The sequence below is a fragment of the Paenibacillus sp. FSL P2-0136 genome, assembly GCF_037975325.1.
GTDB classification, from domain to species: Bacteria; Bacillota; Bacilli; order Paenibacillales; family Paenibacillaceae; genus Paenibacillus_AQ; species Paenibacillus_AQ silagei.
Window position 1 is genome coordinate 2,455,169 of sequence record NZ_CP150244.1, and the last position, 21,202, is coordinate 2,476,370.

The window sequence follows — 21,202 nt, forward strand, 5'->3', positions numbered from 1 at the left end:
TTTTATAGGAGGAACAATGATGAAGGAAAGATTGGATGTAATGACAGCAAAAAAAATGAGCCTGTACACTAGCGGGATGTGGGTCTCTCTCCTCATAGGCTTGCTCTACGTGGGAATAGGTATTCTGATGCCTATTGATCCGGCGGAGAAATACAGAGGAACGGAATTCTATGAGCAAATTGCCGCCCATCCGTTTATTCCGCATTTATGGAGATATATTTTCGTAGCGATCGGCTTCTTGTCCATCTACTGGATATCGGCAGCAGTTTCAACATTGAGATCCAAAAGCTATGAATGGGAAGGCTTTTACAAATGGGTAACCATTGTTGGTTATGGCGGCGCCGGCTTGCTGTCCTTGGAGTGGATGAGAGAAATTTTTATTATGAAGGTTATGACTTTGTATTCCACAGGCAATGAAATGTACCGGGTAGCCTTGGAAGTAGCAGCTTTCCCGCTCGACCCTGACTTTATCTGGATGTTTGGCGGCTTTGGATTATGGTATCTGGTAACTTCGCTGTTGGCCAAAAGAAATCAGGTCTTCTCCTCCAAGCTCAACATCTTGGGCATTATCGTCGGACTGGATTTGATCATCACCATGGTTTTTGCCATGACAGACACAATCATTTATTTCGATGGCGGTCAGATGACTGTTATGCAGATTACGGCTCTCCTCGGCGGTATTATGGGGGCTGTGTATCACATCTGGATGTTCTTTGATATGCGAAAGAATCAAGCGCAGTTCGAAAAAAGCATGACTACCTTGCTGGAGCAAAAAAAGAGTGCGGCATAAACGCATGCAACCCATCCTAACTAAAAACAGGCTCGGCTTTTCTCTCAAGGGCCTTATTATTCTTTTGTTGGTATTGCTTCCTAATCTGCTATTTTACGCATTTGCGATAAACGGAACTGCCGGAACCGGGGCGGCCTTTAACAACAAGGTTGAAATGATTAGTTATATTGAACGTGTTAGCCAAGTGTTACTTATGCTTGTATTAATTTTCCGCGTAAATAAAAGCTCCCCGTCATTGCAAAGCAGGTATGTGGTTGGAATGGCCGTATTTTTACTGCTCTATTACGCTTTATGGATTCGTTATTTTGCGGGCGGGATGGACTATACCTTGATCAGCGGGACTTTTTTCGTATTCATGGGGATGTCCGTCTTCCCGTCCGTGTATTTCGCTTTAGCAGAGAAATGGCTGGGGGATCATTTGGGAGTGGGGATCGCCATTACCTTTGGGGTATTCCATACCCTTAACACCTATCTGAATTTTGCAGCTTAATGAGAATAGTGGAGGGTAACATGAAACAAGAGGTTAAACCATGGTTTTTTTTCAAAAGAAACGCCGAAAAGTCCGAAATCAGATTACGCTTGTTTTTGTTCCCTCCTGCGGGCGGGGATGTGTCAACCTTCCTGCACTGGGAAGAGCAGATGCCGCGAGATGTGGAGACCTGCTTGGTCAGGCTGCCGGGCAGAGGGGCCAGAATAACGGAGCCGGCCATTGATAATGTGGATATACTTACAGATCTATTGCTCCAGGAAATGAAAGAGTACACGGATGTGCCCTACGTGCTGTTCGGGCATAGCATGGGAGGGCTGGTCTCCTATGAGCTGACGCAAAAAATATATAAGCAGGGGCTTAACTTACCGGAATATGTAATTATATCAAGCATGAAAGCACCCAACTATATGAACAAGTTCACGGAGAGTCTGACCGAAGACGGAAATGACAAATTATATCTGAAGAGCAATGCTGAATTTATGGATACAATCATCAGTCTCGGCGGAATCCCGGACGCTTTCAGTGAAAACAGAGAGTTTCTGGAATTAATCCTGCCTACCTTTAGAAAAGATATGAAAATGTGTGAAACGTACAATCCTGAGAATGCGCAAGCTGTCCCGGTGTCATTTGATATCTATGGCGGGAACCGCGATAGCATTGCTACTAAGAAAGAACTAGAGGGATGGAAGAAATACACCACCCAAAAATATGCACTCACCCTCTTTCAGGGGAACCATTTTTATTTCATGGATAATCCCAATATGCTTCTGTTCCATCTGCGCAATAAATTAATGGATATAGGGAATAAGCTTACGGATCAAACTCATAGAGAGTGGAGGATGAAAGATGAATGTGATTCAAATAGATAACCTGGTCAAAAAATTTGGTGACTATACCGCAGTAAACGGACTCAATCTGTCCATTGAAAAAGGTGAGGTGTTTGGTCTGTTAGGCCCGAATGGAGCCGGCAAGAGTACCACGATTAATCTGGTATGCGGCCTGCTGCATGCGACATCGGGGAACATCAGGCTATTCGGAAATAAGGTGGAGGATGAGAAAAGAAAGCTTGGCTTTGTCCCGCAAAACATTGCCCTGTATGACAATTTCACTGCGTATGAGAACGTGAAGTTCTTCGGTGAGCTGTATGGACTGAAGGGGAAAGAATTGGAGAATGGAATTGATGAAGCCTTGGAATTCACCGGCCTGTCCGATGTCAAACGTAAAAAAGCGAAGACATTCTCCGGCGGGATGTTAAGACGATTGAATATTGCCACTGCTTTGGTCCATCAACCGCAGATTCTTATTATGGATGAGCCAACGGTCGGGATTGATCCGCAGTCCAGAAACCACATCCTGAAGTCTGTCCAGCGGTTAAATGAGAAAGGCGTGACGATTGTCTACACAACACATTATATGGAGGAAGTTGAAGCGATCTGTAATCGCATAGCCATTATTGACAAAGGCCAGGTCATTGCTTCGGGTACAAAGAAAGAATTAACAGATCTGATCAGTGATAAGAAATCTCTGCAGTTAACCGTTGATGATGCTCTTGAACTGGATAAGGAAGCAATCTCTCATATTGATGGCGTGGTTAATGTGGAAATCAATGACAACCTGATCCAGGTGGAGTCGTTAAAAGAAAATGATAATTTGAATGCAATTATTGCATACGTAAACAGCAAAAATGTGAAAATCAGAAGTATCGGCACCACAGATGTTACGTTGGAAACCGTATTCCTGACATTGACAGGGCGCAAATTACGCGACTGACCATAGAGTCTAGAGGAAAGGAAGATCATATGTTTCAGATCATAAAGAAAATCATTAAAAATCAAATCAGAAATCCAAAGTGGTTATTATTCTTGATGATATTCCCTATCTTTTTAATGATTCTGATCGGTTCGATTCTAACGAGTGCTTTCTCCGATAAATCAAATCTGACCAAGGTTGACGTTGCGTTGCTCAATCAATCGGAAGGAATGGCAGCCGAGGTTATTGATGCCTTAACCACAGCTTCTGTATCCATCGAAAAAGATTACGGGATCAAAATGGGCTACACCGACTCAGAGAAAGAAGGCAAAAAAGAGGCACGGGTGAACAAAAAAGTATTCGTGCACCTGGATAAGGAGAAGATCCTGGTCTACGGAAATGAATCGGAGCCGTTAAATACAGCGAGAGTGGTAGCCTTATTCCGCAGTGTGGCCAGCAGCATTCAGACGGTTAAGGAAGCCTATAAAATAGACGGGGAAAAAGCGATTGAACTGATTGGCGCGGATAATGCCACGTATGAAGTGCCTGTAGAGCTGATTCCCTCCAAAAGTGCCATGAGCTCCTATGATTATTATGGAGTGGTGGAATTAACGCTTATGGTGATGTATATGATGCTGATTCCCATTGGGGATCTGTTTACGGATAAAAGAACCAAAATCAAAGAGAGAATTTTACTTACAGGACTTAGCAGGGTAAAGTATTATTTCGCTTCGTTGGCTGCGTATTCCATTTTTGCCTTAGCGGTGTTCATTCCAGCCTTTATCTTTTCTATCACATACTTGGGAGTAAACTGGGGCAATTATTCTGTGCTCATGTACTTGTATATCGTTTTATTTGCCATATTCAATGTGGCGCTAGGCATGTTATTGGCCCAGTTATTAAAAGCCCGCGGCAAAGTGGATGTGATTCTGTCTGTGATTATCCTGCCGATTTTCTCCTTTCTTGGGGGATCGTATACCCCCTTCCCTTATGATATGGGCGGTGTTTTCGGCAAGATCCTGCTGGTCTCCCCGTTAAGATGGGTGAATGTCGGCATTTTCAAAAGTGTCTACGCGCAGGATAGTCAAGTTATCTGGGTAAGCTCTTCCATATTTATCCTTTTAATATTCATCTGTCTCTTTATTGTGGTTGCTAAAGAAAAGAAGGAGGAATTAAGAGCATGAGAACATTTTATGCATTAATAAAAAATAACTTAAGAATTTCGATAATGCATAAACCGATTTCTTTTCTGTTAATGACCATTACTCCGATCATCGTCCTGATTATTGCCAGTAAGCTGGTCAGCTATTCCACAACCTTTGTTAACGTAGGCATTGCGGATGGGGATCATAGCCGGGCCTCAGAAGCCGTAACCCAAATTGTCGGCGGTCTTGAGGGCATTAAGGTCTTCTATATGGATGAGAATGAAGTGGAGGCTAATTTTCAAAGTAATAAAATCAATGCGGCTTTGGTCATCCGCAGCGGATTCCAGAATGGATTGTTAAATAATTCGATCGAGAAGCTAGTAGTGAAAGGAAATGAAGAGCAGAACGTCTATACCCTGCTACAGGCCATCCTCAAGAATCATTTGTTGAATTTACGTAACTTGGGCAAGATTTCTGGGGGGGATGCTGCTGTATTCGAGAATGCGGTAGGCAATTATATCGCCAGCTCTGAGTTTGTGGAGAAAACCTCTCTTAACGATTTGTATACGGAATACAACAATTCCAATATCTTTGTCGGATTTTTGATCCTGTTCATTTTCTTCAATTCATCAGCTATAGCGAATGTAATCAATACGGATAGGGAGCGCAATATTTACGCCAGGATCTTCCTCTCTCCGGCCAAAGTATGGATGTATTATCTGTCTAATGTACTCTGCAATCTGGTCATCGTCGCCTTTCAAATCCTGGCCGCAGTCCTGAGCATGGAATATTTCACGAATACCTCCATTGGCGTGGAGCCTGGTGTGCTGTTTCTGATTCTCTTCCTGACGGCGTTGGTGGCGGTCTCCTTGGGGACATTCTATGTTTCCATTACGGAAGAGGCGGATGCGGCTTCAATGATTTCCAATTTTGCGAACCTGCTGATTGTTATCCTGGGCGGCTGCTTTATTCAGGTGGAGCTGTTTCCTAAATTAATCAATGCCATTTCCTATATTTCACCGGCAAGATGGGCTATGGGAAGTATTCTGGATTTACAGCAAGGATTAACCTTGGGAGATATAGCTGGAAACGCGTTTTTACTTGGCGGAATGGCAGCGGTGATTCTAGCCGTGTCGGTAATCATAACCAGCAAGCGGGAAAAGAAATTCAGAAGTCTTTCCTAAGTGGCAACTAATTCAACTAGACAAGGATAGGAATATAACTATGGCAGAACTCTATTATATGAATATCGAAGACCCCATAAGTGCTGAAGATTATCAGACGTTACTGGGCACATGTACTTCAGACAAAAGGGAAGCCATACACAAATTCAAATTTGAGGCAGATCGGAAAAGAACATTGTACGGGGAAGTGCTGGCCAGATTCATGATCACAAAGAAAACTGGAGTAACGATGAAAGACATTGAATTTGACAAAAATTCATACGGAAAACCTTATGTAAAGGATCAGAATGAGATATTTTACAATATATCTCATTCTGGAAAGTATGTAGTCTGCGGATTGGATACTGAGGATATTGGAATAGATATTGAAGAAATTCGGGACATTGACCTGGATATTGCTAAACGCTTCTTCCATGTCAAAGAATATGAGGATATCATTTCTCGGGAAATAAGAGAGCAGGCTCATTCGCTGTATGATTTCTGGACGTTAAAAGAAAGTTATATTAAGTTTTTGGGAGTCGGGCTGAATAAGCCACTGAACTCATTTTATTTCATGATTAATGGAGAATCCGTACAGCTCTGCTCCCAAGAAGACCATACAGTTTATTTTCACCGTTACTTGCTACAGGATAATTACAGGCTTGCCGTTTGCGTAAGCACACCTGATCATATCCATATGGAAAAAATATCACTTCATGACCTTGTAGCCTATATTAAGAGTGAAAGTTAATGGATAAAATCTGGTAAGGAGTCCCTGGCATGAAGAAAATAGTTGCGATTTCCGGAGCATTAAGCACTTTGTTTTTTTTGATACATCTTATAGTGGCCTGCATCTATTACGCAGGAATCATGCCGTATGGATATATTCATATGACCATCGGCGGCATTCTGTCCATTGTCATGTCCGTCCATATGCTTTCCGCTATCTTCCTGATGGTGAAAAATCGCCAAAGGGATAAACAAGCCAAGCAATATCCGCAGCTCAATATGGGCACTGTAATCCAGTCCGCAACAGGTATTTTCACAGGGATATTTTTATTGGTGCATATCCTGGTGATTGAATTAAGTAAAAGGATAGACGGGACTGTGTTTAATATTATTTATGTTTCAGCAGAGTTTTTGTTTCTCTTAACTGTAGGTCTGCATATGGCCATCAGCGTGCCCAAGCTCTTTATATCCATGGGAGTCATTAAAAAACGGGAGCATTACCCGCTCTTCATCAGAGGGACCTATGTCTTCTTAGCCTTGGTGCTGGTGATGTATATGGGTTCCCAAATTATGTTCTGGGCAGCATAGACAGCCGGGTGAATCTTGTTGTCTGAGGGAGAGAGAGGAGTGTCAGCATTCGGATGAAGAATATACTAGTAATGGGCAGTGGCCTGGCCGGAATGACGGCAGCGCTGAAGCTTGTGGAAGAAGGAGCAGCTGTTACCTTGGTGTCACCGGCGTATTCAGAGAGAGCACAGTCTGTAATGGCCATGGGCGGAATTAATGCTGCCTTGAATACCAAGCAAGAAAATGATTCGGTAGATGAGCATTTTGCGGATACTATGCGGGGAGGCAGTGATCTTAATGACCCTGAAGCCGTGGCTAATCTGGTACAGAGGGCTCCGGAGATCATCCGCTGGCTTGAAGAAATCGGTGTGAATTTCACCCGGGATGAGAAGGGCAGAGTGGATCTACGGAATTTCGGCGGACAAAAAAAGAAACGTACTGCTTACGCCGGTGCGCGTACCGGTAAACAAATTGCCACAGCTATCATAGCTAAATGCCGGAAATATGAAGCTGCTGGCCAAATCAAGCGGCTGACGGGTTGGAGATTCCACTCCCTATTAATAGAGGGGCAGGAATGTGCGGGTGCTGTTCTGTTGCACGAAAACACGAACGAACTGCAAAACCTGGTTGCTGATGCTGTGATTATGGCCGTCGGAGGGCCGAATGGTGTTTTCGGAAAAACTACCGGCTCCAGATTAAATGATGGCTATGCTGCGGGAATGCTGCTTGAACAAGGGGTCGAATTTTCGAATCTGGAGATGATTCAATATCATCCTACGACAGTACATACTCCTTCCAAACGTATGCTGATTACGGAGGCTGCACGTGGCGTCGGAGGAAGATTGTACGTCATCAGAGAGGGGCAGCCCTGGTACTTCATGGAGGAGTGGTTTCCGGGATATGGGGCATTAATGCCGCGTGATGTGGTGAGCCAGAGTATCTATAAAGTGTGCAATGAGATGAAGCTGGGCATTAACGGGAGCCAGGAGGTTTATTTGGATGTCTCTCATCTGTCCCCGGAAATTATTGATGTACAGTTAGACGAAGTTGTCAGCATCTGTTCGAAATTCTTAAAGGTTAACCCGTATAAGGAACCCATTCCAGTGGCTCCAGGGATTCATTACTTTATGGGGGGAATCAAGACGGATAAGGATCACACCACGAATCTAGCGAGACTTTTTGCCGCAGGAGAATGCTCCGCTCAATATCACGGAGCCAACAGACTGGGCGGAAATTCGTTATTAGGCGCGATTTGTGGAGGATGGGTTGCAGCTGAAAGCTCTCTATTGGTCGGCCCAATGGATAAAGCTGCCGCAGAAAAAATAGGTGAACAGCAGCTGGAGACAGCAAATCAGGAGCTGCAGCATTGGGAAAAGAGGGCGAATACTTCTATAAAAGGCTATTTTCAGATTAAACAAGAATTATCAGAGCTTATGTATGGCGCCATGGGTATATATAGAAAAGAGAGACAGCTGCTGGAAGCCAAAAAAAGGCTGGAGGCAATGAACAACGACACCGCAGAGTCCTGGTATCATCATCATTTTTATGAATACAAAACATTATCAGCCAATATTTTATTGGCAAGGGGAATGGTCGAGTCGGCATTGGCCAGAAAAGAGAGCCGGGGGGCACATCAGAGAATCGATTATAGTGAAAAAAATGATACACAATTCAAGAAATCTACGAATGCAGTATTTCTGAATAATAGTATCTGCATTGAGTTTAATTAAGAAAAGAGGCAGTACTATGAGTATCAGGATTAATATCAAGCGGCAGGAAAATGGGGCGAAGGAAGCCTACTGGCAGAGCTTTGAATACTCGGGTGAATTACATGTATCCATAGGGACTCTAATTAATAATTTGAATAGTGAAATGCTGGAAAAGGACGAGGGAGAACGGCCAATCCGCTTTGACTGCAGCTGTGAACAGGGGCTGTGCGGAGCGTGTGCTATGGTGGTTAATGAGAAGCCGGTACTGTCCTGCCAATTATTTTGCGATGATCTGGTACAAGAGAACAATGAAATTACGATTCATCCCCTAAGTAAATTCCCGGTCATAAGCGATTTGGCAGTGGACCGGAGTCAAATGTTCGAAGTGATGAAGGACATGAAGCTATGGCTGGAAGAACCGGCAAAGGTTAGAACCGCCAATTTAACGCTGCAATATGAAGTGTCCCAATGCCTGATGTGCGGCAGTTGTCTGGAGGTCTGCCCCAATTACAGCCTGGGTGAGTTATTTACTGGAATGTCCTCCGCGATGTCGATGACTAATCTGACCTTATTAAGTGAGGACAAAGCCTATAAAAAACAATATACCCAAAGAGTATATGATGGCTGTTCCAAATCTCTTGCCTGCCAGGAAGTTTGCCCCATGGACATTCCGATTGTGGAGGCGATCTCCAAAATGAATAGAGTATCGGTCTGGGGAATGTGGAACATGTTTGGGAAACATGGATAAAATGAAACTGATTGATATAATTACCAAACTACGATAGCGGAGGACACACCATGAAACAACTCTACATCAAGCAAAAGGTATTCAGCATAGGCGAGAAGTTCACGGTGAAGGATGAGCGGGAGCAGGATGTGTATTACGTGGAGGGCAGCTTCATGCGGATTCCGAAGACGTTCTCGATTATGAATGCAGGCGGAAGGGAAGTAGCACAGATTACGAAGAAGGTGTTCAGCTTCCTGCCCAAGTTCTTCGTGGAAGCGGATGGCCGTGAGGTGCTCACCATTAAGAAGGAGCTGTCGTTCTTCAAGGCGCGTTATTCGATAGATTCGGCGGATATTGAGGTGCACGGGAACTGGTGGGATATGGATTTCCAGGTCTTGCAGCGCGGGGCGGTCGTCGGGGAAGTGAGCAAGAAGTGGTTCACCTGGGGCGACAGCTACAGCGTGCAAGTATGGAATGAGGAGCTGGAGGCGATCATCATCGCGATAGTAGTCGCCATTGATTGTGTGAAGAGTGATGAAGCCTCGTCTTCTAATCAGTAACTATTCTTCCAACAACATAAAAGACAAAAAAAGCAGCGGTTCTCCCGTTATTGGAGAATCGCTGCTTTGTATTTGGTATAAAATCATGAAACAAAATTGATAATGAGAAGCATCAAAACTGATATCTTACCGCAATGAAAGCGGATACAATAAATTTGTAGTAATAATCAAGAGGGGGCAAGAACCATGAAGATCAAAAAAAAGACAATGTTACTGGCAAGCTCGGTAGTTGTACTGTCTGCCCTAATGAGCGGCTGCAGTAAAGAAGCGGCAAGCCCGGAAGCATCACCTGCTGCCCCTGCGGCATCGGAATCCTCCCAGGAGCCTTATGTAGTCAAAATAATTATGGTGGACGATGCGGATGATGAAGCGGTGAAGGCGGTTGCCGCAGAAGCAAGCAAAATTACAGAAGCGAAGTTTAACACCACTATTGAGCTGGTCCGGTACGGCTTCAGTTCCTTTAATCAACAAAGAAATCTGATGCTGTCCTCCGGGGAGAAATTTGACCTGATGCCAAGCCTGGGGCTGACCGTTCCGAACGCCTCCAACAGCGGCCAGGTGGTAGCGCTGAATGATCTGCTCAAGGAATACGGCAAGGATATGCTGGAGCAAATACCGCAGTCCGATTGGGATTCGACTTCCGTGGACGGGCAGATCTATGCGGTCCGCAATAATAAGGAGCTGGCCTCCGGTTATGGCTATACCATCCCGACAGAGTATCTGGAGGCGCTGGGCACCGATCCTGCTTCGATTAAGACTGAAGAGGATTATGAGGAGCTCCTCAAGGCGGCCAAGCAGAAATACCCAAACATGTACCCGCTCGTCTCGGATGCCGGAACGATGGGATATTATATTTCCTACAAGGATGATTTGGGAGGAGACCCCGGGGTACTGGAGGATTCCACCAAAGACAGCACGACAGTGGTGAACTGGTATACCTCTGATACCTACAAGGAGATTGTAGCGCGGCGTTATCAATGGCAGCAGGAAGGGCTGCTGCTTCCCAATGGTTCAACCAACTCGGAGAGCGCGGTTAGTCTGATTAAGGCCGGGAAGGCCTTCTCATCCATCACCAACACCAAGCCTGGTGTAGAGTCCGAGATTGAGAGAAGCACGGGCAAGCCAATGACGGTCATTGAACTGGTCTCCCCGTACTCTACAACCAATAATATTAACAACCTGTGGTATGTTCCCCATAACAGCGAGAAGCCGGAAAGAGCGGTGCAGGTGTTGAATGAAATGTACACTAACCCTGAACTGGCAAATATCCTGATCTATGGCGTGGAAGGCAAGAATTATGTAGTAAAAGACGAATCCAAAGGGCTTATCGATTACCCAGAGGGCATGGATGCCGGTAACAAGACCTACAACGTTGATCCGTGGGCTTGGCCGAATGAGCTGATCTCTCATGTGTGGGCATCCGATTCCCCTACCGTGTGGGAGGATACACTGAAGTTCAACGAAGAAGCCATCAAGTCCGTGGCCAAAGGGTTTGTCTGGAACAACACGAAGGTACTGCCGGAGATTGCTGCAGTGAATAATGTGCTCTCGAAGTTTGTTAATGCACTGGATTGCGGAGATTTGAACCCTGACGAAGTGCTCCCCCGTTTCGAGAAGGAGCTGAAGAGCGCCGGCATCGACACGATTATCGCGGAGAAGCAGGCCCAGCTTGATGCCTGGCTCGCCCAGAAGAAATAACAGCTAGTTAGCCATAAGAACGCTCCCCCGGTCCGGCGGTCAGGACAGCAAGAGCGGGTTCCGGCCGCCGGGGCAGGGAGAGGGGAGGAAGCCAATGAGTCGCGTGAAAAAAATGAGCCGCTGGAAATTTAAACAGTATCTGCCCCTGTATCTGCTGTTGCTTCCCGGCACGATTTATATCATCATCAACAACTATATTCCCATGAGCGGAATCATTGTTGCCTTCAAGCAGTTTAATTACCAGAAGGGGATCTGGGGCAGCGATTTCATCGGGCTTAAGAATTTCGAGTTCTTATTTAAGACCCAGGATGCCTGGCTGATTACACGCAATACGCTCGGTTATAATCTGTTATTCATTGTCATTGGAACTCTGATGTCCGTAGGGGTAGCGATTCTGTTGAATGAGGTGACGTCAAAGGTCGCCAAAAATATATACCAGACCACCATTCTGCTGCCTTATCTGATCTCGATCGTTATTGTGGGTTATCTGGTCTATGGCTTCTTAAGTGCCGAAACCGGATTTATCAACAATTCACTCCTGAAGCCGCTTGGGATAGATGCTGTCTCATGGTATACCAGACCCGAGTATTGGCCATATATTCTGGTAATAGTGAATGTCTGGAAGTATTTCGGCTTCAATACGATTATCTATTATGCCACCTTGGTCGGGATCGACAGCGGCTTCTATGAGTCAGCGGCAATCGATGGTGCAGGCAAGTGGAAGAGCATCCGCCATATCACCCTGCCCACGCTGAAACCGACAATCATCATTCTCACGCTGATGGCGATTGGGCGGATCTTTTACTCGGACTTCGGGCTCTTCTATCAAGTGCCCATGAACAGCGGGGCGCTGATGAATGTAACCAATACCATTGATACTTATGTCTACCGCGGACTTATGCAGACCCAGAATATCGGAATGTCCTCGGCTGCCGGTGCGTACCAGTCTATGGTCGGATTTGTCCTGATTCTGCTGGCTAATTATATTGTCAAAAAAAGAGATCCCGACAGTGCATTATTCTAGAACATTCATAGAAAGCAGGGAATGCAGATGGTTCAAACCAACAAGGGCTTCCGGGTGTTTGTACACTTATGCCTGGCTGCAATATCAATATTATGTATCATTCCCTTCCTGCTGCTGATCGTATCGTCCATTACCAATGAGACCAGCCTGATTCAGGACGGGTATTCATTCTTCACCAGCCATCTTGATTTCACCGCATATAAGTATATATTCACTAATTCCAGCGATGTGGCCCGGGCGTATATGATCTCCATTATCGTCACGGTAGCCGGGACAGCGCTAAGTCTGCTCATTACCACCATGTTCGCTTATCCTCTGTCGCGCAGGGATCTTCCGGGGAAGAATCTATTTTCCTTTTTCATTTTCTTCACCCTGCTGTTCTCCGGCGGATTAATTCCGAGCTATATTATGTGGACACAGGTCTTCCATGTGAAAAATACCATGTATGCGCTGATCTTTCCCAATTTGCTGATGAACGCGTTCAACGTCATTATGATGCGCAGCTATTTCACGACGAACATTCCGGATGCCGTGACGGAAGCGGCCAAGATTGACGGAGCCGGGGAGATCCGGATTCTGTGGAGAATTGTACTGCCCATGTCCCTGCCGATTATTACAACACTGGTCCTGTTTATCGGACTCGGGTACTGGAATGACTGGCTGAACGGACTTTATTATATCAGCGACACAAGCTTGTACAGCTTACAGGTTCTGCTCAATAAAATGCTATTGGACACACTCTTCATGATGAGCGGACTCGGCAATAAGCTGCAGGTTAACATGGCGATGAACTTTCCGACAACTGCAATCAAAATGGCCATTGCCGTAATAGGCCTGCTTCCTGTACTGGTGGTCTATCCGTTTTTCCAGAGGTATTTTGTCAAAGGGATCGTTGTCGGTGCAGTTAAAGGATAAGGGGGAAGAATTTCAATGCCGGACTATTCAAATTTTAAGGTAGCCTTATATTTTACGACGAGATGTATTTCCAATTTTGATTCTGTAGAGAGCCTAAGACGCGGTTTTGATTTTTTTGAGAAGCATTTGAACTGCTCCAAGGTCTATCTGGAGACCCACAGGGACGATATGGACATGTCCAGAGAGCAGCTTGAAGCGATGAAGCAGTTCTTCCTTGCCAAAGGAATTGCGGTCTCCGGCGCGATTACAACCACGCTGATGAAGACGACACTGAGCAAGCCGCTACGCAATGAAACCGGGGTTTTCGGCAGCGGGGGCACGATTTTTGGAAGCCAGGCCGAGCCGGTTGAAGAAGGCTATAAGCGGTCTTGCACAACGCTGTGCTACACCAATGAGGAAGAGCTGCTTAAGCTGGAGGACATGGTCAGATTCTCGGCGAGCGTGTTCGATGAGGTAATTATTGATGATTTCTTCTTCACGAACTGCACCTGTCCGTCCTGTATCAAGGCCAAGGGGGAGCGGAGCTGGGCGGATTTCCGCTTGCAATTGATGACGGATGTATCGGAGAATGTAGTTATGCGCGCCGCCAAAGCGGTCAATCCCAAGGTGAACATGATCATCAAATTCCCGGACTGGTATGAAGCCTATCAGGAGACGGGGTATAACCCCGAGACACAGGCCGGGATATTCGATGAGATCTATACCGGCACGGAGACGAGGGATTCCAACCATTCCGCGCAGAGCCTTCCGCGATATGGCAGCTATTCGCTCATGCGCTGGCTGGAGAAGCTGAAGCCCGGGCATAATGCAGGAGGGTGGATCGATTCGCTGGGAAGCACGCCGCATATCTCCTATTTCCTCGAACAAGCCTATCTCACGCTGTTCGCCAAGGGGAGAGAGCTGACCTTGTTCTGCTACAGCTGGCTGATCGACACCGTTCAGATTCCTGCACTCGGTCATGAGCTGGGCCGCCTGGATCAGGTGCTGGGTGCAGCCGGCAATCCTGTGGGCTTATCGGCGTATGAGCCGTTTCATGCCCGGGGCGAGGATCACCTGTACGATCATCTGGGCATGGCCGGATTCGCTCTGGAGCCTGCACCCCAATTCCCGGACAGCTCCGGCCTCGTCTTCATCTCGGCAAGCGGCGCCCAAGATCCTGACATCATGAATAAGCTGAGTAATCACCTGCTGAACGGATCGGATGTCTGTATCACCTCGGGGTTCCTGCGGGAGATGCAGGGCAAGGGTATCGCAGAGCTTACCTCGGCAAGATATACCGGCAGAAAAGCCTGCTCCAATGAATTTGTCTCCGAAGGCTCAGCCTTCAGCGGCTCCTACTGGAGCGGAAGCAGCGTGCTGTTGCCGGTCATTGAGTATATGAGCAACGCCGGGGATTGTCTGGTCGCGCTTAAGAAAGAAAACCACTGGGCTCCCGTGCTGTTAAGAAATAAATACGGCAACGGAACCGTCTATGTTCTGACCGTACCGGATGACTATGTCGAGCTGTATCAGTATCCGGCAGAAGTACTGACGATCATGCGCCAGCATTTGATGGGCGATTTGAAGATTTATCTAGAGTGCAGAGGGAAGATTTCCGTCTTCCTGTATGATAATGATACGTTTATTTTGGAGTCTTTTGCGGACGGCGAGGAGAAGGTTAAGGTGCACGTATCCGGGAATGGACGCAAATTGGTGGATGTAAGAACCGGAAATGTACTGCCGGTCTTTTACGGGAGACCGAATGAATCCGTATTTGAGGTTGAGGTGCAGCCGCTCCTGTACAGAGTGTTCAAGTTGGTATAGATATCCCCCGAGGAGAGCCGGATGCTTATGAGAGCGAGAGCACGAATTTCATATAAAAAACAGACCCTGCTGATCCTGCTGCTACTGATCGTTCCCTTTCTGATTTGCCTGCTTTTATACAATCTGTATACGGCAAATACGGTGGTGAACGCCAATATATTGCAGGAGAACAAGAGCAAGCTCCGTGTCTACTCCTCGTCCTTCGAGAAGAATCTGTCCAATATCCATGCCTTCATGTCAACAACGGTAGCGAACGATACGAATTTCAAGGTCCTGGGCTATAAAGTGGGGAAATTAGACGCCTTCCTGTCCGCCAATGAGATCCTGGAGAAAAGCAAAAATGTCATGTCCATGTATGATATCGTTACCGGTTTTTTTCTATATTCTGCCCCTAACGGACTGATGTGGAACGAATTTCAACTTAGAACCGAAACGATGAACCGCCCGAAGCTGACAGAAGAAGTGCAGAGGATGATGCAGCAAGGGGATTTCACGCCTGCCGGGTGGTTTGTGCGCGAGCTAAATGCTGAATCCTATCTGGTCCGGGTATTTGAATACAAGCAGGCTTACTTCGTGTCCATCATCCACCTGAACAGAGCCGCCCAGTTACTGAATATCGACGGTTCGGCGAATGCCAATGCGTTGCTGTTTGCTTCCGGGGACATGCGTTTGTTGACGGCCGATCCCGATTTAGATCCTTCAGCGCACGTATTGACAACGAATAGCAGCGGCAAGCCTTATGATACAACGAAGGTAGGAGAGAAGAAGTACCTGTTCATTCAGAGCGACTTCGGGGTGAGCGGGGTGAAGATGGTGTATCTGGTGGCGCTGCGGAGCATCTGGGCCAATATGGACTCCAAGCAGTTATCGCTGCTGTTCTCCTCGATCCTGTGTCTGCTCCTTGTTCCTCTAGGTTATTATCTGCTCAACCGGTCCTTTTTCTCTCCGTTTAAGGGCATGGTCCACACGATGAATAGTATCAAAGACGGTAATTTTGACGTAACCATGAGCAATCAGTCGCCGATCCTGGAATTTGAGCAGATGAGCGAGACCTTTAATGAGATGCTCCAGGAGATCAAGTCGCTGAACATCAAGACCTATGAACAGATGCTGGAAGCCCAGCTGGCCACCATGCAGTACCTGAGAATCCAGATCCGTCCGCATTTTTATCTGAACTGTCTGAACAACCTGTATGCCCTGGCCGAGAACGGAGACTATAAGCAGATCCAGGAGATAATCCTTCTGCTGTCAGGGTATCTGCGGCATATGTTTCAGGAATCTCCCTATTTTGTCTCCCTGGCGGATGAAATGCGTAATACAGAGACGTATGTGGAGCTGCAACGGATGACGCAGTCCATACCGATTTATTTCTCGGCGGATGTGGTGGACGAGCTCCGGGATTTCCCCATCCCCCCGATCACGATCCTGACGTTTGTTGAGAATTCCATGAAATTCGGGATGTACCAGAACAAGTCCTTGATTATCCATGTGAAGGTCAGGCTGCTGAAGAATGACGCAATGAACTATGTCAACATCACCATTCTGGACAACGGGAAGGGCTTCCCGGAGGAGGAGCTGAACCGCCTGAATTCGGAGCAGACCGGGGAAGACTCGCAGCATGTGGGAATCAGCAATGTGAAGCGCCGCTTTTATATTCAATATAAGGGCAAGGCGATTCTGTCTTTCTCCAACTCCAACGGCGCATGTGTGGATATATTCATTCCGTATTCCGAGCCCGAATCCCAGGCGGAGCCTGAGACGAACAATGGGGTGGTCTAGATGATTGTGCTGATTGTGGATGATCAGATCAATATTGTGGAGGGTATCTATTCAGGGATTAACTGGAAATCCATCGGGGTGGAACAGGTGCTGAAGGCATTCAATGCCCTGGAAGCGAAGGAGATTCTTAAAAGCCAGATTGTCGATATTCTGCTCAGCGATATTGAGATGCCCGGGGAAAGCGGTCTTGACCTCCTAAGATGGGTGCAGGAGAAGCAATATGAGCTCATCTGCCTGTTCCTGACCTCTCATGCGGATTTCGAGTATGCGAAGGAAGCGGTTCAGCTGGGCGGGCATGACTACATTCTTCAGCCGGCCAAATATGAGGATATTGAGCAGTCCATCATCCAGGCGGTCCGCAAAATTAAGGGCAAACGCGAGACCGAGAAATACTCCTCCTACGGGAAGCTGCTGTTCAATAACAGTGAGCGTATTCTGCAGGTTCTGCTGAAAGAATGGTTCACAGAGAATTCTACCCATGTGGAGCATTTCCTGGCAGATATGAGAAGCTTCAATATTCCGATTAACGAGAGCAGTAAGGTGTACTTGACGTTAATCGATATGATCAGCGACCGTGATTCCTATAGTGTATGGGATACCCCTACCTTATCCTATGCCTTGTCGAATATTATTACGGAGCACTTTGACGCTTACAGGCAGCAGATTCTGCTGATTCCCGTGGAGGGGCAATGCTTCTTATGTATCATTTTCTCCCGCGAGAACGAACTGGTCAGTACCTGGATTCTTAAGCAGCAGCTGGACAGCTTGAGAGGGTTCATGCAAAAGTATTTCAAATGCAGGATTGCCTGTTATTCCGGCTCCTCCCTGTCTATCGATATGCTGGGCAAGCGGTTCGCTGAGCTCCACAAAATGAAGGAAGACAATGTTACGTTCCTGGATGACGTATTCATATGGAATCAGGATCAGATGCTACCGCAGAATGCAAGCCATGCTGAGGATATACATCTGTGGAATCAATTCCTCGGCAAGGGATCGCCTGAGCAGATCCTGAGTCACGTGCTGTCCTTTCTTAGACAAAGGTCGGAGGAAGGGGCTCTGAATGCGGAACGCCTGAAGCGCTTCTACCAGAACTTCATGCAGTTGCTCTCCCATATGACAGGGTATATGGACATCTCCGTCAATGATATCTTTGAAGGCAGCGAATGGCTGGACAAGTCGCTTCATTCCTATTCCAGTGTAGCGGACATGGAGAAGCTGATTCAATATGTGATGGAATATTTCCAGAGTGTGGCCGTATCCAAGCAGGATGCGCAGCGGCTGGTAGATAGGATCATCCAGTATATCCGCAGCAACATAGAGATTGATATCCGGAGGACGGATATTGCCGATGCTGTCCATCTGACACCCAATTACGTCTCGCGGCTGTTTAAGAGTGTAATGAATGTCTCCCTGAAGAGCTTCATCATCACCGAGAAAATGAACACGGCGCGAACGCTGCTACGGAACACAGCCCTGCCCATCAGCATGGTTGCGGCCAAAGTAGGCTATGCCAATTTTTCGCATTTCACGCAAGCCTATAAATCATTCTTCGGCGTAATTCCCATGGAGGACCGGCAGAACTGAAATTCTGAACGTTGCCCTTACTGGTTATCAAACCGGGGGCAACGGCTGGAAGTCCCGATAGGCTCTGGAGTTACGGCGGCGAAGCCCCGGCCTTGGCCTGTCGCTGGTAATTTCGCGGTGTATACCCGGTCACCTGCTTGAATTGCCGGCAGAAATGCTCCACATTCGGATAACCGCACCGTGCTGCGATATCAGCGATGCTCTCTGTGCTGTGGATGAGGTATTCCTTGGCCATGCGGATGCGGCTGTTAATGACATCTTCCATACAGGAGAGTCCGAAGGTTTTTTTGTAGATATTCTGAAGATAGCCTGAACTGATCTCCAGCACACCGGCCATTCTGGCTACGGTCCAGTACTCCCCGGGATTGGTCTGAATAGACGTGCGCAGCTTCAGCAGCTTGTAATATTGCGGGGTAATATTGTCCTGAAAATAGGATTCCCACAGCTTGTTGAACAGTGCACGCAGGAGCAGATCGATGGAGGAGGCTTTGCAGTCCCCGCCCATATGATGCTCGCTGGCGAGCAGCTCAAGCAGCTTTTGGCAATAGTCAGGGTCGCTAAGCGCAAAGGGGATACCTAAGGGAAGCGGAGATTCGGTAACATAAGGCTCATTGGATTCAAAACGAATCCAGTCATTGATGAATTGGCCGGCGCAGGCCTGATAATATACTTTCTGCTGCGGCTGGTAAAGAACTACGCTGTGGGCAGGGTATTGCTTGAGTCCGCCATGCACCCAGAATAGAGCCGGAGTCTTGGTAATGACCAGGAGCCAGTGCGCGCCAGCGGGAACATCTACAACGAAATTAGAACCGTGTATCGTATTGCACTCGACATAGTGAATAAGGGCCATTTCCATCCTCCTCCCGGCAACCATGCTTAATTATAGCATGGTTTTTTTTATGTTTTTGTCAATGCCGGATAAGTGAAGTAAAAATGTGAGCGTTGTCAATAAATAGGTGCCTCCCCCATAATGAAAGCGTAACCAAATAAAGACCACAATAATTGAACTGGGGGTTGACTATGAACACAGGTACAAGAAAAGGTCAGAGCCTACTGAAGAGCACTTCCATCCTGTTGTTGTCTGCACTGCTGTTATCCGCTTGCTCGGGCAAGCTGGAATCCGGTAACGGCGGCAAGGAAGCGGCAGCCGGTAATGATCCGAAGCCAAGCGCAGCTGTTGATGAGAGTCCGCTCGGCAAATACGATCCTCCGATTGAGCTATCGTTCGTCAGAGATCTGAGCGATGTGGTAGAGAATAACGTGCTTGGCGTATTGAAGGATGAGACGATTGATAACAACCGCTGGACCAAGTTGTATGAGGATCAGCTCGGCATCAAGATCAAATATAACTGGATTGTGAAGGGCAGCCAGACCTCGGATCAATATTTGCAGAAAATCAATGTCACCCTGGCCTCCGGGGATCTGCCGGATGTAACGCCGGTCAACGCCACCCAGCTCAAGCAGTTGGCCGATTCGGACCAGCTTGAGGATATGACGGCGTTATATGAAAAGTATGCTTCCCCGTTCACCAAGAAGGTGCTGTCGGGAGAAGGCACAAGTGTATTCGATGCCGCGACCTTCGACGGCAAGCTGATGGCTATCCCGAGCCTGGAATCCTCCATTGAACGCTCGATGTATATCTGGATTCGGACAGACTGGCTGGAGAAGCTCGGTATGCAGCCGCCGAAGACGATGGCGGATGTCCTGGCGATCTCTGAAGCGTTCGCTGATAAGGACCCTGACGGTAACGGCAAGAAGGACACCTATGGCCTTGGCATCACCAAGGATCTGTGGGGCGGGGCCATGGGACTGGAAGGCTTCATGGCCGGGTATAATGCCTATCCGAACATCTGGCTGGATGATGGAACCGGCAAGCTGGTCTACGGCAGCATTCAGCCGGAAGTGAAGAAAGCGCTCCAGGTGCTGCAGGATATGGCCAAGAAGGGCCAGCTTGACCAGGAGTTCGGTGTCAAGGATGGAGGCAAGGTCTCCGAGCTGATCTCGGCCGGCAAGATCGGGATGGAATACGGCGAGCAGTGGAATTCCATCTGGCCGCTGCAGCTCAACCGTGACAATGATCCCAAGGCGCAGTGGCAGGCCTTCCCGATTGTCTCGGAATCGGGCGACACGCCGAAGGTGCCGCTGAAGTTCAGCACAACCCGCTTCTTCGCAGTCAAGAAGGGCGCTGCCCATCCGGAAGCGGTGATCAAATTGTTCAACCTGCATGTCGAGAAGAACTGGGGCGAGACGGCCGAATTCGATAAGTACTATGCACCGCCGGAAGCGGAAAGTGTCTGGCAGCTGTCTCCGGTTACGCCGTATCCGGTCACGAAGAATGTAGATGCGTTCCGTGAGATTGATGCTGCCCGCAAGGCCGGTGACTTCTCTACACTGAAGGGTGAAGCCAAGACGATCCAGGAGAAGCTAGAGTCCTATGCTTCAGGTTCAACGGAGGGCTTCTCCCTGTGGGGCTGGGAGCGGATCTATGGAGAGCAGGGCTCCATGGGCATAGCTGACCAGTATATCAAGAATGACCAGTTCCTGCAGGAGAAATTCGTCGGCGCTCCGACTCCGACTATGGTCGAGCGCAAGACAACGCTTGAGAAGCAGCAGAATGAAATGTTTGTCAAAATCATTCTGGGTGACCCTATCGATAAGTTCGACCAGTTCGTGAAGGACTGGAAGAAGCTGGGCGGGGATCAAATTACGCAAGAGGTCAACGAATGGTACGCAGCGACTAAGAAATAAAGCGCCCCTGGAGGAAGAAAAC

The 21,202-nt window shown here is 47.5% G+C and carries 19 protein-coding genes; 18 read left to right on the plus strand and 1 reads right to left on the minus strand.

The features are described 5' to 3' along the window. Positions 1-16: 16 nt before the first annotated feature. From NYE26_RS10140 to NYE26_RS10220, 17 genes are all read left to right on the plus strand, one after another. A complete protein-coding gene (locus NYE26_RS10140; RefSeq protein WP_339255497.1) occupies positions 17-790 on the plus strand; it encodes a hypothetical protein in 774 nt (257 codons plus the stop codon). Continuing rightward, positions 780-1,280: a hypothetical protein gene (locus NYE26_RS10145; protein ID WP_339255499.1), complete on the plus strand. Its 501-nt coding sequence runs from the start codon at positions 780-782 to the stop codon at positions 1,278-1,280. The genes NYE26_RS10140 and NYE26_RS10145 overlap by 11 nt, the downstream gene beginning before the upstream one ends. Positions 1,281-1,300: 20 nt before the next feature. Continuing rightward, positions 1,301-2,149 (plus strand): alpha/beta fold hydrolase, encoded by an 849-nt coding sequence (locus tag NYE26_RS10150; protein ID WP_339255501.1) that lies wholly within the window; start codon positions 1,301-1,303, stop codon positions 2,147-2,149. Then, positions 2,127-3,050, plus strand: a complete 924-nt coding sequence (locus NYE26_RS10155; protein ID WP_036724993.1) for an ABC transporter ATP-binding protein — start codon at positions 2,127-2,129, stop codon at positions 3,048-3,050. The genes NYE26_RS10150 and NYE26_RS10155 overlap by 23 nt, the downstream gene beginning before the upstream one ends. 29 nt (positions 3,051-3,079) lie before the next feature. Continuing rightward, the gene (locus NYE26_RS10160) at positions 3,080-4,213 is read left to right on the plus strand and encodes an ABC transporter permease (RefSeq protein ID WP_339255504.1); all 1,134 of its coding nucleotides are present in this window, start codon (positions 3,080-3,082) and stop codon (positions 4,211-4,213) included. A gap of 44 nt (positions 4,214-4,257) precedes the next feature. Next, complete coding sequence (locus tag NYE26_RS10165) at positions 4,258-5,358, plus strand: ABC transporter permease (RefSeq protein WP_162174685.1); 1,101 nt, start codon at positions 4,258-4,260, stop codon at positions 5,356-5,358. A gap of 58 nt (positions 5,359-5,416) precedes the next feature. After that, positions 5,417-6,088 carry a 4'-phosphopantetheinyl transferase superfamily protein gene (locus NYE26_RS10170; RefSeq protein ID WP_339255507.1) on the plus strand — a complete coding sequence of 224 codons (672 nt, stop codon included), beginning with the start codon at positions 5,417-5,419 and terminating at the stop codon, positions 6,086-6,088. Positions 6,089-6,117: 29 nt separating this feature from the next. Next, positions 6,118-6,654 (plus strand): hypothetical protein, encoded by a 537-nt coding sequence (locus NYE26_RS10175; protein WP_339255508.1) that lies wholly within the window; start codon positions 6,118-6,120, stop codon positions 6,652-6,654. A 53-nt stretch (positions 6,655-6,707) separates the two neighbouring features. Continuing rightward, positions 6,708-8,363 carry an FAD-dependent oxidoreductase gene (locus NYE26_RS10180; protein WP_339255510.1) on the plus strand — a complete coding sequence of 552 codons (1,656 nt, stop codon included), beginning with the start codon at positions 6,708-6,710 and terminating at the stop codon, positions 8,361-8,363. 16 nt (positions 8,364-8,379) lie between these two features. Further along, positions 8,380-9,090 (plus strand): 2Fe-2S iron-sulfur cluster-binding protein, encoded by a 711-nt coding sequence (locus tag NYE26_RS10185; RefSeq protein WP_339255512.1) that lies wholly within the window; start codon positions 8,380-8,382, stop codon positions 9,088-9,090. A gap of 50 nt (positions 9,091-9,140) precedes the next feature. Then, positions 9,141-9,629, plus strand: a complete 489-nt coding sequence (locus tag NYE26_RS10190; RefSeq protein ID WP_209878066.1) for an LURP-one-related family protein — start codon at positions 9,141-9,143, stop codon at positions 9,627-9,629. A gap of 186 nt (positions 9,630-9,815) precedes the next feature. After that, complete coding sequence (locus NYE26_RS10195) at positions 9,816-11,327, plus strand: ABC transporter substrate-binding protein (RefSeq protein WP_339255514.1); 1,512 nt, start codon at positions 9,816-9,818, stop codon at positions 11,325-11,327. A 94-nt stretch (positions 11,328-11,421) separates the two neighbouring features. Next, positions 11,422-12,351, plus strand: coding sequence for an ABC transporter permease subunit (locus NYE26_RS10200; RefSeq protein ID WP_076073563.1), 930 nt, complete (start codon positions 11,422-11,424; stop codon positions 12,349-12,351). A gap of 27 nt (positions 12,352-12,378) precedes the next feature. Continuing rightward, positions 12,379-13,266, plus strand: coding sequence for a carbohydrate ABC transporter permease (locus NYE26_RS10205; protein WP_339255516.1), 888 nt, complete (start codon positions 12,379-12,381; stop codon positions 13,264-13,266). Between the two features lie 126 nt (positions 13,267-13,392). Then, entirely contained in the window at positions 13,393-15,069 is a 1,677-nt protein-coding gene (locus tag NYE26_RS10210) for a permease (protein WP_339255518.1), read from the plus strand. A 27-nt stretch (positions 15,070-15,096) separates the two neighbouring features. Continuing rightward, positions 15,097-16,848 (plus strand): histidine kinase, encoded by a 1,752-nt coding sequence (locus tag NYE26_RS10215; RefSeq protein WP_339255520.1) that lies wholly within the window; start codon positions 15,097-15,099, stop codon positions 16,846-16,848. Next, positions 16,849-18,432, plus strand: a complete 1,584-nt coding sequence (locus tag NYE26_RS10220) for a response regulator (RefSeq protein WP_339255522.1) — start codon at positions 16,849-16,851, stop codon at positions 18,430-18,432. A gap of 70 nt (positions 18,433-18,502) precedes the next feature. Here the strand turns inward: NYE26_RS10220 and NYE26_RS10225 are convergent, their stop codons facing one another. After that, the gene (locus NYE26_RS10225; RefSeq protein WP_076073573.1) at positions 18,503-19,282 is read right to left on the minus strand and encodes an AraC family transcriptional regulator; all 780 of its coding nucleotides are present in this window, start codon (positions 19,280-19,282) and stop codon (positions 18,503-18,505) included. A 170-nt stretch (positions 19,283-19,452) separates the two neighbouring features. Between NYE26_RS10225 and NYE26_RS10230 the strand changes: the two genes are divergently transcribed. Further along, positions 19,453-21,180, plus strand: coding sequence for an extracellular solute-binding protein (locus NYE26_RS10230; protein ID WP_339255524.1), 1,728 nt, complete (start codon positions 19,453-19,455; stop codon positions 21,178-21,180). Positions 21,181-21,202: the final 22 nt, after the last annotated feature.